The organism is Paenibacillus sp. Soil766 (genome assembly GCF_001428105.1).
Lineage (GTDB): Bacteria > Bacillota > Bacilli > Paenibacillales > NBRC-103111 > Paenibacillus_E.
The window spans coordinates 133,341-146,049 of record NZ_LMSJ01000023.1; the positions used below are offsets into that span (position 1 = coordinate 133,341).

Below are 12,709 nucleotides of genomic sequence, written 5' to 3' on the forward strand. Positions count from 1 at the left end.
TATTCGCGAATTCGGAAGGGAAATCCTTTCTCTTAAGTGAAAAAACCCATCTCAGGGCCGCAAAAGGCGTTCTCAAAGATGAGTTTATTTTCCATGTAATTTCTGAGACTCTTTCACCGTCTCGGCAATAAGGGCTTTAATCGTAGCTGGCGCTGCAAGTGACTCTTCCGTCTCGTTACTCGACCAGTATGCAAGAAATTCAATGTTCCCTTCTCCACCAGTGATTGGGGAATAAGTCAGTCTTTTCAAGCGTAAGCCGAGCTCCTCAGCAAAGGAAAGAACCGTTGTAAGTACATCAATATGCACATCCGTATCTCGGACGACGCCAGATTTCCCTACCTTCTCTCGACCTGCTTCGAATTGCGGCTTAATCAAAGCGACAACATGCCCCTGATCCCCTAAGATTTCCTTAAGTGGTGGCAAGATGATACGCAGCGAAATGAATGAAACATCAATACTTGCAAAAGTCGGTCTCGGACCGATCAGATCTTCCAATTTCGTGTAACGGAAATTCGTTCGCTCCATGACATGAACCCGCTCATCATTGCGCAGCGACCAATCCAATTGATTGTAGCCCACATCAACAGCGTAGACAGACGCCGCGCCATTTTGCAGTGCACAATCTGTGAATCCGCCCGTGGAAGCTCCAATATCCAGCATGACCGCACCGTTTAAGTCGATGTTGAAATGCTTTAACGCCTTCTCCAGCTTTAATCCGCCACGACTCACGTAAGGATGCAGCGCACCCTTTACTTTCAGCACGGCTTTCCGACTGATCTTCATTCCCGCTTTATCAGCTGGCTCTTCATCCGCAAAAACAAGGCCTGCCATAATGGCGGCCTTTGCCTTTTCTCTGCTTTCAAAATATCCTTGCTCCAGTAACAATAAGTCTAATCGTTCTTTATCCGAGGACATATATAATGTGTTACTCCTATTCAAAATCGGTTACTAGACCTTCGCTCGCAGGACCTTGCGAGGTACTAGCTTCTTTACTTGGGCAATCAAGTGATGAGCAGTTAACCCAACCTCTTCGCGTTGTTCAGGCACACTGCCATGCTCTACGAAGTAATCTTGAATTCCCATCAATTCAACCTGTAAACCAACAATTCGCTTCTCAGCATAGAATTCCAAAACCGCACTACCGAAACCACCTTGGATTGAACCCTCTTCCATCGTGATCACTGGCATCGATTCCTTTGCTAGCTGCAGCAAATAAGCTTCATCTAATGGTTTGATAAATCTTGCATTGACAACACGAAGTTCAATACCTTCTTGTGCCAACTGAGCGGCTGCTTCCTCTGCCACTTGAACCATCGGTCCAACAGCAAGAACTGCAGCGTATTCACCCTCGCGTACAGTTTCCCAAGTACCGAGTGGGATGGCTTTTGGAGCCTCATCTATTGGAGCACCCGTGCCATTAATTCGCGGATACCGATACGCAATTGGACCATCGTTATACTCAAGCGCCGTTTGCATCATATCACGCAATTCCTTCTCATCCTTAGGCATCATTAAGACCATGTTAGGAATTGTTCGCAGGAATGAAATATCATAAACCCCTTGATGTGTTTCACCATCCGGACCAACGAAGCCTGAACGATCAATTGCGAAGGTTACATTCAATTTAGGACGACAAATATCATGAACAACTTGATCATACGCACGCTGCAAGAACGTTGAATATACAGCAAATACTGGCTTCAAGCCTTCGCTCGCAAGTCCTGCACACAACGTAGCCGCATGCTGCTCTGCAATACCAACATCAATCATTCGATTCGGAAATTGCTTCGCAAATTTCATTAATCCAGATCCACCTGGCATTGCAGGTGTAACGGCAACCACACGAGAGTCCTTCTCACCAAGCTCAATTAATGTGTCTCCGAAAACTTGTGTATACATTGGCGGACCAGAAGACTTTAGAACTTGACCTGACTCCATTTTGTAAGGCCCTAATCCGTGCCAAGTATGGGAATCGTTCTCTGCAGGTTTATAACCTTTACCCTTAGTCGTAACAATATGAATGAGCACAGGGCCTGCAACTTTCTCAGCCTGTTTCAATGTATCCATGAGCACTTGTAAGTTATGTCCATCTACAGGACCAATATAAGTAAAACCTAGTTCTTCAAACCACACGCCATTCAAAACAAAATATTTAAGACTATCCTTCAGCTTCTCCGCTGTTTTGGCCAGCGTTCCGCCGATGGCAGGAATTTTCTTCAGTAAATATTCAACTTCCTCTTTCGCTTTCAAATAATGACGGTCCGAACGAATTTTGCTTAAATAATTATGAAGAGCCCCTACGTTGGGCGCAATCGACATTTCATTGTCATTCAGAATGACCGTAATATTCTTCTTCTCGTGACCAATATGATTCATGGCTTCTAATGCCATGCCACCTGTAAGTGCGCCATCACCAATAATGGCGACAACTTTATTATGCTCGCCTTTGAGATCACGAGCCATTGCCATACCCATGGCAGCAGACAGAGATGTGCTGCTATGTCCCGCTTCCCAGACATCATGCTCGCTCTCGGAACGCTTTATAAACCCGCAAAGCCCTTTGTACTTGCGTAAAGTATCAAACTTGTCTTTGCGTCCTGTCAAAATTTTGTGTACATACGCCTGGTGACCTACATCAAAAATCAATTTATCATACGGGCTGTGAAACATGGTGTGTAAAGCTATCGTGAGTTCAACCACGCCTAAGTTCGGGGCTAGATGTCCACCAGTAACGGAAAGCTTCTCAATAAGAAATTGACGGATTTCTCCTGCCAATTCTTCGAGTTCCGATAAGGTTAACCGCTTCAAATCTGCAGGCCGATTGATTTGTTCGAGCAGCACGCTTGTTTCCTCACTTTCAATGTGAAAATACTAAGATTTCACCATTATATCATATTATTGGGTAATTCGTGTGAAACTACCTTTCGATAAGGCACATTAATTGTATACGTATGTCTAATGATCCCGTTTCATCAGGTAATCTGCGATCTGCAGCAACCGTTCCGGGTTCGGTATGTTGGATTGCAGTAAGGCATCTTTGGCTTGATTCGTCAGCTCTTGTACTTTCTGCTCTGAAGCTTCCATGCCGATAAAATAAGGGAATGTCACCTTTTGCTGTTTCTCATCACTCTTCACAGGCTTACCTAGTTTCGCTTCATCACCGATAATATCCAAAATATCATCTTGAATCTGAAATGCAAGCCCAAGCGCATGGCCAAATTCACTGAGCGCTTCCAATTGCGCTTCGGAAGCCCCTGCAATATGTCCACCAGCACGCAAGGAAAACACAATAAGATCACTTGTTTTGTGTGTATGAATATAAGTAAGCTCTTCTAACTTGGTTAAACCTTGCTCTCCTAACATATCTGCTGCTTGGCCGCCAACCATGCCACGAGCACCTGCTAATACAGCAAGTTCTTCTGTAATGGCGAGTACGCGTTCAGCAGGAACACCGAACTTCTTGTGGGATTGCGTAACGCAGAAGAAGGCGTGCGTCAGCAGCGCATCGCCAGCAAGAATAGCCATTGCCTCACCATAAACTTTGTGATTCGTTAACTTACCTCTGCGATAATCATCATTATCCATCGCTGGCAGATCATCATGAACTAAGGAATAGGTATGCACCAATTCAATAGCCAGAGCGACAGGCATAGCAGACTCCAGAGAGCCCCCCAGCGACTCTGCTGCAGCGAGAACCATAATAGGACGCAGTCGTTTGCCGCCAGCCATCAAAGAGTAATCCATGGACTCACGTAACGATGCTGGTACCTCCCAGGCAGTTGGCAATGATTGACGCAATGCGGCTTCAACCAATTGGGCATGGGAAGCGATGTATGTATGAATAGTAGACGTCGTGTTATTCAAACTAATTCCCCTTATCTTCCAAGACAGGCTGGAAAGGCTTCCTTGTTACCCCAGCTTCCCCTTCAACCAGCATCTCAATTTTCTTCTCCACTTGCTCCAGCTTTACGCCGCATATATGGGAGAGTCTTACACCTTCTTGATACAGTTCAATTGCTTTCTCTAAAGGAACGTCACCGCTCTCCAGCTGACTTACGATACGCTCTAGCTGCTCGATAGCCACTTCAAAACTTACTTCTGTTTCACTTGTTGACATCCATGTTCGCCTCCATCCCCGAAACTTGACATTGTATTTTACCGTCCTTAAGACGTATGGATAATCGGTCACCAATGTTCACTTGCGCAATCGATCTCACAAGTTGCTCCTCTTGTTCGTCATAAGCAAGGCTGTAGCCCCGCTGCATGACCTTCAGCGGGCTGAGGGCGTCCAGATGACGGACGCCTGACTGCCACTCCTGCTTCTTCGCGCGCAGGAGGGTCTGCATGGCCGTGAGCATCTGGCGTTTGGATGTGTCCAAACGTCGTCTAGCCATCACGGCTTGCTCGGTTGGGTTGAAGCTGGATAAGCGACGCTCCAGCCTCAAACGACGCTGCGTGAGCTCCGTGAGACGCTGACGCATGCGGTAACCGAGCTGCTCCGCCAGCCGGTCGAGTCGCTGCGCAGGCTGCATCAGCAGCTGCCTGCGGGGGTTCGTCAGGAACGGCGAGCGCGTCGCGCGCTCGAGCCGTTCCTGCTTGCGGCGCAGCTGCTGCAGCAGCCCGTTATGCAGGCGCTGCGCCTGCTGCGATAGCTGCTGCTTGAGCTCGAGGTGGTGCGGCACCGCGAGCTCTGCCGCCGCCGTAGGCGTCGGCGCTCTGAGATCGGCGACGAAGTCGGCGATCGTGAAGTCCGTCTCGTGGCCGACGGCCGAGATGATCGGAATCGCGGAGGCTGCGATAGCCCGCGCTACGATTTCCTCGTTGAAGGCCCACAGCTCTTCCAGTGAGCCGCCGCCGCGGCCCACGATGAGCACGTCGGCTTCACCGAGCCGGTTCATGGCTTCGATCGCTTTCACGATCGAAGGCGCAGCCTGTGTACCCTGTACGAGAACAGGGTACAGCAGGATCGGGATCGACGGGAAGCGTCGCTGCAGCGTGATGATGACATCACGAATGGCGGCCCCCGTCGGAGACGTGATCACGCCAATGGCGCGCGGAAACCGAGGAATCGGTTTCTTGCGCTCTGGCGCGAATAAGCCTTCTGTTTCTAGCTTCTTTTTCAGCTGCTCGAAGGCCAAATACAAACTGCCGATACCATCAGGCTGCATCGCCGTCACATAAAACTGGTAGGCACCGTCACGCTCATAAACTGATATATTTCCGCGAGCAATGACTTTCGTGCCTTCTTTCGGGATAAATCCCAGCTTCTGATTATGCGATGCAAACATAATGCTTTTCAGCCGACCATCCGCATCCTTCAATGTAAAATACATATGACCGCTGGAATGATGTGTGAAGTTCGAAATTTCGCCTCGCACCCACACATCTTGGAGTCGTGTATCTCCTTCAAGCATTAGTTTAATATATCGATTTAAATCTTTTACGGATAAGATTTTGGTTTCATTTCTCGCCATAAGGTGGTTATACGCTCACATTCGCTTTAGCTGCACGGCTTGCCGCATCAACTGTATTGCGAAGCAGCATCGTGATCGTCATGGGGCCTACACAACCTGGAACAGGTGTGATAGCACTTGCTATCTCTTTCACAGCTTCAAAATCAACATCACCCGTTAATTTGCCATCTGCAGGACGATTCATCCCAACGTCAATAACGACTGCACCTGGTTTTACGTGATTCGCTTTGATCAAATGTGCTTTCCCAACAGCTACAACTAGAATATCTGCTTGTTTGGTGATCTCTTCCATGTTAGGCGTGCGGGAGTGAACCACAGATACCGTAGCATGCTCACGCAACAACAGCATAGCCATCGGTTTACCAACGATGTTACTTCTACCTACAACTACTGCATGTTTACCTGCGATTTGAACACCAGTCCGCTTAAGAATTTCAATAACACCATGCGGGGTACAAGGTTTCATACCATCTTTACCAATCATCAAATTACCTACATTGATCGGGTGGAAGCAATCTACGTCTTTCGCTGGATCAATTTCATCAACAACCGCTTCCTCATTGATATGTTTGGGCAGTGGTGACTGAACAAGAATCCCGTTAATTCGATTATTCGCATTAAAACCATGGATGAGTGCAATTAATTCTGCTTGTGTCGTCTCTTCAGGCAGACGGTGTACTTCGGAATAAATACCAACATCATCGCAAGCTTTCGCTTTGTTCCTAACATATACTTGTGATGCTGCATCTTCACCTACGATAACAACGACAAGACCTGGCTTGTTTCCCTGAGCTGTTAGTGTTGCTGCATCAGATCTAATTTCCTCACGAATCGAGCTCACGAGTTCTTTCCCATTAATTACTTGTGCTGACATGTTATTTCCCCCTTAGCCGTTTTAGCCTTACCCCTATTTTAAAAATGCTGAAAGCTGAGTTTCTCAAAGCGTACGCAGAACTTTTTCTTTCAGTTCGTCGATTTCTTTGATCATTTTCCCTAACACACCATTTACGAATTTCCCTGATTCATCGGTCCCATAATGCTTGGCCAAATCAATCGCCTCATTAACAACAACCTTTGGTGGAACATCATCGCGATATAACATCTCATAAGCACCTAGTCGCAGAATTTCCCGATCGATGCGAGACAGTCTGTCCATCGCCCAACCCTTCAGGTACTCCTCCAACAACTCATCGATACTTACTTTGTTCTTGTAAGTCCCTTCAACAAGTTCAATAATGTAGACTGGATCTATCTTATCTCCGGAGAAATCCAACTGCGTTTCATTATCATGTTCAGCTTCATGAATCGCAACTTGAACAGCCTCCTGAGGAGTAGCCTCATTCATTTGGATTTGGTATAAGCTTTGTATAGCAATTTCACGTGCAATTCTGCGTTTCATTCTGTTCCTCCTAAGCGCTTTGCTCCTGCAAAACGACCTTCTCCTAAAAACTCTTTCTCCTAGTATACGTCAAATTGGATCCAATCCAAACAAAAAAATCCATGGATGAACCAGGGATTTTAGCGAAACATTCTCCATTTTTGTGTGAGATAGCGCCAAATGTCTTCCAGCATGACGAAACTTTCTTTGCGATCCATCTTATTTCCAACATAAAATCCAACAAGAACGATAAATGCAAAAATCAACATATCCCATAAACCAAAAAATAAATATATAAAACCGAAGAATATACCCGCTGACACTCCGATTACTTTGCCCCTATGGAAATTCCATAGTTCATTCCACATATGTGGATTCACCTCTATTCGACTCGGCTTTTAAACGTTGGGGCAGATTGCACGATGTTCGCTACGAATACGGTCACGGAAGCTACAGGAATACCGGTAATATCTTCTATGTAACTTTTCACTGTACCTTGCATGTCTTCAGTCAGTTCCGGAATGGAACTTTCCCCATCTACAATGGTTCTAATCGTTATTTCTAACCCGGATTGATTCACTCTAACTCGTGCACGCAGATCCTTTGCACCTTTCGTGCGACCGGCTGCTTTCAGTGAAAGATTCTCAACAGTCTCAATGGAAATGCGAATATCTCCAAAATCAGTACGTTGATCAATCGAAGGCGCCTGAGAACGTCCGCGGCGAAGCGTTACGATCAGGAATCGTACGGAAATCAGCAACATAATCAAACTAATGATAATGCCCGGATAAGCGTAATTCTTCTCGTAATAGAAATGGCTAAGCGTTTGACTTGCTTGATCGAGTGGGATCCAGCTAGATGCTGTGAACAATACAAAGATCGATGCGACGAAAATAATCAGGCTATAGAAAAGTAGCAAGAGCCTGTCCACAATTTTACCCACTACGCTTGTCCCCTTCCTAAGTTAGAGGAAACCCCCTGCAACCTGTAGGGGGTTTCAATTGATCCATATGGCTCAGCTTTACCGCTATTTTACACGATGGGCAGCCGCTGGTTCTTCGTCAATCGGTTTATCCACCTGTTTGAAATGAACATCATGAATATGGACGTTAACCTCAACAACATTTAAGCCTGTCATTGATTCAATTGCCTGCTTCACATTATTCTGAATATCACTCGCAACTTCTGGAATACGATTTCCATACTCAATAATGATGGAGACGTCAATGGCAGCTTCACGTTGTCCGACCTCTACCTTTACGCCTTTGGACAAGTTTTTGCGTCCAAGTAATTCAGCAATGCCGCCAGCTAATCCGCCACTCATCCCCGCTACACCTTGCACTTCCACCGTTGCCAATCCGGCAATGATTTCGATAACCTCGGGGGCAATCTGGATGCTGCCCATGTCTGTCTTGACGTAATCCGGAGCGATTGTGCTCATTGTGGCACCTCCTAAAATATTTGTGTAGCAAATGTGCATCGTAGCTTCGAAAGCTTAACCATGCGTTTATAATAATTTACTTAGACATAATTATAAATGGGATAAGCCATCTTAATTTATTAGTATAACATTTCGGTAAAAATATGACAAATGATTGTCTACGATTCTGGATCGTTCACGTCGTGCTCTTCTAAGAATTTAATATCATGGTCGCCACTGATAAATTTCTTGTGTTCAAGCAGCTTCAAATGAAAAGGAATCGTTGTGTTTACACCGTCCACTGCGAACTCATTAAGAGCTCTTTTCATACGGTTAATAGCTTCTTCACGCGTACTTCCCCACACAATAAGCTTCGCGATCATGGAATCATAATGTGGCGGAATCGTATATCCAGGATACACTGCACTATCTACGCGAACACCGAATCCACCTGGCGGCAAATAAAATTTCACTTGACCAGGAGATGGCATAAAGTTCCGATTCGGATCTTCCGCATTGACGCGGCATTCGATCGCCCATCCATTGATTCGGACGTCCTCTTGTCTGAATGACAGCGGATTTCCTTCAGCAACGCGAATCATTTCTTGAATAATATCGATTCCAGTAATCATTTCGGTAACAGGGTGTTCAACTTGGATTCGTGTATTCATTTCCATAAAGTAGAAATTACCATCAGGACCTAACAAGAACTCCAATGTTCCTGCTCCTGAATAATTCACGGCTTTCGCTGCACGTACTGCTGCCTGCCCCATAGCTTTACGCGTTTCCTCCGTAAGAATCGGACAAGGCGCCTCTTCAACAAGCTTTTGTCTACGACGCTGTACAGAGCAATCACGCTCGCCTAAGTGAACGACATTGCCGTGTTTATCAGCAAGGATTTGAATCTCAACATGCTTCATGCCAGTTAAATACTTCTCCAAGTAGATCCCTGCATTACCGAAGGCATTCTGCGCTTCTTGTTGAGCTGCCGTAATTTGTTGAACAAGTGTTTCCTCGTTCTCTGCAATACGGATTCCTTTACCGCCGCCGCCTGCTGTCGCTTTAATAATAATCGGATACCCGATATCGCGTGCAATAACCACAGCATCATCAATATCCTCAACCAACCCATCAGAACCCGGGATAATTGGAACTCTCGCTTCCTTCATCGTTTGCTTGGCAACCGCTTTATCCCCCATACGGGAAATCGCATCTGGTGAAGGACCAATGAAAGTGATATTACAACTCTCGCAAATTTCTGCGAAGTCTGCATTTTCAGCAAGGAATCCATATCCAGGATGAATCGCATCGCATTCCGTTAACGTTGCAACACTCATCAAGTTAGTGAAGTTCAAATAGCTGTCTTTGGACGCTGTTGGCCCGATACAGTAAGCCTCATCTGCCAAACGAACGTGTAGTGCTTCTCGATCTGATTCCGAGTACACAGCAACCGTATAGATGCCAAGTTCACGGCAAGCTCGGATAATACGAACTGCAATTTCTCCGCGGTTCGCAATAAGTATTTTATGAAATTTCATGATTTGCCCTCCTAAGAGCTCTTCCTGCGTAAAGCTTGCGTTGTCAGCATAAGCTTGCAAACGCAACTATTCCGGTCTAACCAAAAATAAAGGTTGTCCGTACTCAACTAGCTGTCCGTTCTCAACGAGAATTTCAACGATCTCGCCTTTCACTTCAGCTTCTATTTCATTCATTAATTTCATAGCTTCCACAATACAAACAACACTCTTGTCCGTGACTTTAGAGCCAACGCTTACGAAAGGCGCTGATCCAGGAGAAGCGGATTGATAGAATGTCCCTACCATCGGAGATACGATCTTATGTAAAGATGAATCCTCTTGCTTGGCTTGTCCGTTAGCAGTTACTGGAACTTCAAGAGCAGCTGCTGCTGGCGCTGTATTCGTGTAGTTTGGTTGACCCACTGGTGCGTATGTGTGTTGAACTGGAGCGGATACATACAGAGGCTCCACTTTATTCGGTTTACGAATAGAAAGGCGTGCACCTTCATTTTCAATTTCAAGTTCTTGTAAAGAGGATTGATCGACGAGTTTAATTAACTCTTTGATTTCACTCAATTTAAACATTCAAGTCACTCCTTTAGACGTTGGTGAACCCTTAAAAAATGCGTTTTCATAGCCGCAACGTATGTATTATACCCATAAACGCACGAAATGGAAAGAGTCCAGTTTATCCGGACCCTTTCCACTACCCATTTGTGAAGCGAAAACTTCACTAGAATCCCTACGGACGCACGTATTGGATCTTGATATTTTCTGGCATTGCTCCCAATTCTTTTACAACCATGTCGACGATAGAAACACCTTGGCTTTTCTCCAATTTATCGGCTTGAACTGTTACTTTCCATTTGTTCCCATCTTGGTTAATGACCGCTTGAGGGAAATCTTGAATCAGAAGATCTTGTAGATTTTCAATTTTATCTTGCAGATCTGACAGAGCAGACAAATCGTTTGTTGCTTTTGCTACCGCTTCAGGCGTTTTCTTCGTATCCAAAATAATTGTCATCAGATCCGTGGATACTTTGCTGAAGTAATTGTTTTGTTTCACTTGTTCATTCGTGAAGTAGTCGTTAGCAGACGTCGTTTTGGCTTGCTCCTCTACCTGTTTCAACACTTGATCATCTGTTTTAGTCGTTGTTGGTTTGCTCGTATCTTTTGTCGTTGTTTGGGAGCTATCTTGTGTCGTCGTTGCTTTGGCGTCTGTTTTTGTAGAAGTTTGCGGCGTTGTTGCTTTCGTGTCGGATTGTGTACCTGCTCCAGTAGTAGCTTTCACATCCGTTTTTGCACCAGTAACAGGATCCACTTGTGTCATATCAATCTTCACTTCTTGCGATTGCGAGATGGCATCAGAGGATGCGAGATCCAGCTTATTGACGTCCTCAGTAAACAGATAATACGCGGAGAGCACCACCATTAAGCTAAGCATCGAAACGAGCCAAATTGTTTGTCTTTTTGCATTCATTGTTTATTCCTCCTTAGAATAGTTAGATAATTTCCTGATTTAATTACCTGTTTTGCGCGGTAAAATCGAAATTTTACTCGCTTGAACGTCCATTCCTCGCTCAACGGCTTCCATAATCATCTTCTTCACCGTGAGATTTTCTGCACCTTTTGCAACAACAATGACACCTCTAATTTTGGGTTTAATGTATTTGAGCACAAGCGGTTTCTGGTCACCTGATACTTGATAAATAACGACTTCACCACTTCGCGTTACCTGGGATATGTTGCGTGTTGCTCCACCATTGTCGCGTTCTGTCGTCATGGTCTGATTATCGTTATAATTTTTGTCAACGGTCATTTCTTCCGTAGATTCAATCGTAACGAGCACTTCCACTTCGCCAACCCCGACAATTTGCTGCAGGATGCCCTTCAGTTGGTCACCATAAGCTTGTTCATAATCATGAAAGCTTGCGTTTTCCTTAGATGCGCTACCTGCAAAGGTTTCCTTACTTTCCGCTGGCGGAGACGCTCTGCCTGTGTTGATGGGATCCAGATCTTTGACATTTATAAATGCGTTGATGATCATTAGCGCAGCTCCTAAAAGCCCAACCATGATGACCCAAAGTAACGTATTTTTACGTTTAGGTCCACCTGGTCCGCCGCCGAATTTGTGCTCCATCCATTGCAGCAATGTTCCCATCGATTCACCTCGCCATCCATCCTTTGCTCTGTACAGTTTCAATCTCGATTTTGGCAGGATCTACTAGCCAATTCCGTGAAATATCTTGCTTGAGTCGATCCTTTTCTTGCTCGCTAGGCAGCTCTTTAAGGGTTGACTGCAAGTCGCCTTGAGCAGAAGTCTGACGATTTTGCGCTATCGCGGCAGACCCAATTTTGATTGGTTCTACAGGCTTGACAGGCTCCATCGCAGCAATGGTGTTACTCTTCGTTGTCGTTTGTTTCTTCGTTTCTATATCATCAAGGGTCACCTTCACATTGGTAATGGTAGGTTTCCCATTATTGTCTACTTGTACTTGAACTTGTACCTCCTGTACGGGCCATTCCGTTTGTTTCTGCAAGTCTTCTTTAATCAACCCGGCTAATTGTGTTTGTACGACTTGTTGTGTTTTCTTCTGTTCGGCTTCTTGAATCTGATTGGCTTCCTTCGTGATGGCTGCCAATGACTTCATTTGTGTTTGATTGCCATATCCACCTGCAAACATTGTTTTTTCATTCTGCTCCTTCTCCGCCTGACTGAGCAGCTTATCCATATCCCAATCCTTCTGGAAGAGCTGAAGTACAGGTGTGAGCAGCGTAAGTAGAATAAATAGACTCAAAACCGTCTTCACATACCGCTGCATCGTATTACTTGGGAGCAAAAGATCAACAAATGTTGCGAGCATAATGACCATAATGACGGTTTTCAGCCATCCTGCTAACCAATCCATCGCCTAGCTCC

At 45.4% G+C, this 12,709-nt stretch carries 15 protein-coding genes; all 15 read right to left on the bottom strand.

The features are described 5' to 3' along the window. Window positions 1-84 precede the first annotated feature (84 nt). Entirely contained in the window at window positions 85-915 is an 831-nt protein-coding gene (locus ASG89_RS18145) for a TlyA family RNA methyltransferase (RefSeq protein ID WP_057312196.1), read from the bottom strand. Window positions 916-948: 33 nt separating this feature from the next. After that, window positions 949-2,841 carry a 1-deoxy-D-xylulose-5-phosphate synthase gene (gene dxs / locus ASG89_RS18150; RefSeq protein ID WP_057312199.1) on the bottom strand — a complete coding sequence of 631 codons (1,893 nt, stop codon included), beginning with the start codon at window positions 2,839-2,841 and terminating at the stop codon, window positions 949-951. 114 nt (window positions 2,842-2,955) lie between these two features. Beyond that, the gene (locus ASG89_RS18155; RefSeq protein ID WP_414813278.1) at window positions 2,956-3,870 is read right to left on the bottom strand and encodes a polyprenyl synthetase family protein; all 915 of its coding nucleotides are present in this window, start codon (window positions 3,868-3,870) and stop codon (window positions 2,956-2,958) included. Beyond that, on the bottom strand, window positions 3,866-4,117 hold the full coding sequence (gene xseB, locus ASG89_RS18160) for an exodeoxyribonuclease VII small subunit (protein ID WP_056614667.1): 252 nt from the start codon (window positions 4,115-4,117) through the stop codon (window positions 3,866-3,868). Before xseB ends, ASG89_RS18155 begins: the two co-directional genes overlap by 5 nt. Beyond that, window positions 4,104-5,474 (bottom strand): exodeoxyribonuclease VII large subunit, encoded by a 1,371-nt coding sequence (xseA, locus tag ASG89_RS18165; protein ID WP_057312203.1) that lies wholly within the window; start codon window positions 5,472-5,474, stop codon window positions 4,104-4,106. Before xseA ends, xseB begins: the two co-directional genes overlap by 14 nt. A 7-nt stretch (window positions 5,475-5,481) precedes the next feature. Next, window positions 5,482-6,348 carry a bifunctional methylenetetrahydrofolate dehydrogenase/methenyltetrahydrofolate cyclohydrolase FolD gene (folD, locus tag ASG89_RS18170; protein WP_057312206.1) on the bottom strand — a complete coding sequence of 289 codons (867 nt, stop codon included), beginning with the start codon at window positions 6,346-6,348 and terminating at the stop codon, window positions 5,482-5,484. 63 nt (window positions 6,349-6,411) lie between these two features. After that, complete coding sequence (gene nusB / locus ASG89_RS18175; protein ID WP_057312209.1) at window positions 6,412-6,873, bottom strand: transcription antitermination factor NusB; 462 nt, start codon at window positions 6,871-6,873, stop codon at window positions 6,412-6,414. A gap of 119 nt (window positions 6,874-6,992) precedes the next feature. Continuing rightward, entirely contained in the window at window positions 6,993-7,220 is a 228-nt protein-coding gene (locus ASG89_RS18180; RefSeq protein WP_057312211.1) for a DUF2273 domain-containing protein, read from the bottom strand. 14 nt (window positions 7,221-7,234) lie between these two features. After that, window positions 7,235-7,795 carry an alkaline shock response membrane anchor protein AmaP gene (gene amaP / locus ASG89_RS18185; protein WP_057312213.1) on the bottom strand — a complete coding sequence of 187 codons (561 nt, stop codon included), beginning with the start codon at window positions 7,793-7,795 and terminating at the stop codon, window positions 7,235-7,237. Between the two features lie 84 nt (window positions 7,796-7,879). Next, complete coding sequence (locus tag ASG89_RS18190; protein ID WP_057312215.1) at window positions 7,880-8,293, bottom strand: Asp23/Gls24 family envelope stress response protein; 414 nt, start codon at window positions 8,291-8,293, stop codon at window positions 7,880-7,882. A gap of 158 nt (window positions 8,294-8,451) precedes the next feature. Further along, window positions 8,452-9,810 (bottom strand): acetyl-CoA carboxylase biotin carboxylase subunit, encoded by a 1,359-nt coding sequence (gene accC, locus ASG89_RS18195; protein WP_057312218.1) that lies wholly within the window; start codon window positions 9,808-9,810, stop codon window positions 8,452-8,454. Window positions 9,811-9,876: 66 nt separating this feature from the next. Continuing rightward, window positions 9,877-10,374, bottom strand: coding sequence for an acetyl-CoA carboxylase biotin carboxyl carrier protein (gene accB / locus ASG89_RS18200; RefSeq protein ID WP_057312220.1), 498 nt, complete (start codon window positions 10,372-10,374; stop codon window positions 9,877-9,879). Between the two features lie 157 nt (window positions 10,375-10,531). Continuing rightward, window positions 10,532-11,269, bottom strand: coding sequence for a SpoIIIAH-like family protein (locus tag ASG89_RS18205; RefSeq protein ID WP_057312223.1), 738 nt, complete (start codon window positions 11,267-11,269; stop codon window positions 10,532-10,534). A gap of 39 nt (window positions 11,270-11,308) precedes the next feature. Next, entirely contained in the window at window positions 11,309-11,950 is a 642-nt protein-coding gene (spoIIIAG, locus tag ASG89_RS18210; protein WP_056614704.1) for a stage III sporulation protein AG, read from the bottom strand. Between the two features lie 4 nt (window positions 11,951-11,954). Further along, the gene (spoIIIAF, locus tag ASG89_RS18215; RefSeq protein WP_057312225.1) at window positions 11,955-12,698 is read right to left on the bottom strand and encodes a stage III sporulation protein AF; all 744 of its coding nucleotides are present in this window, start codon (window positions 12,696-12,698) and stop codon (window positions 11,955-11,957) included. Between the last annotated feature and the right edge of the window lie 11 nt (window positions 12,699-12,709).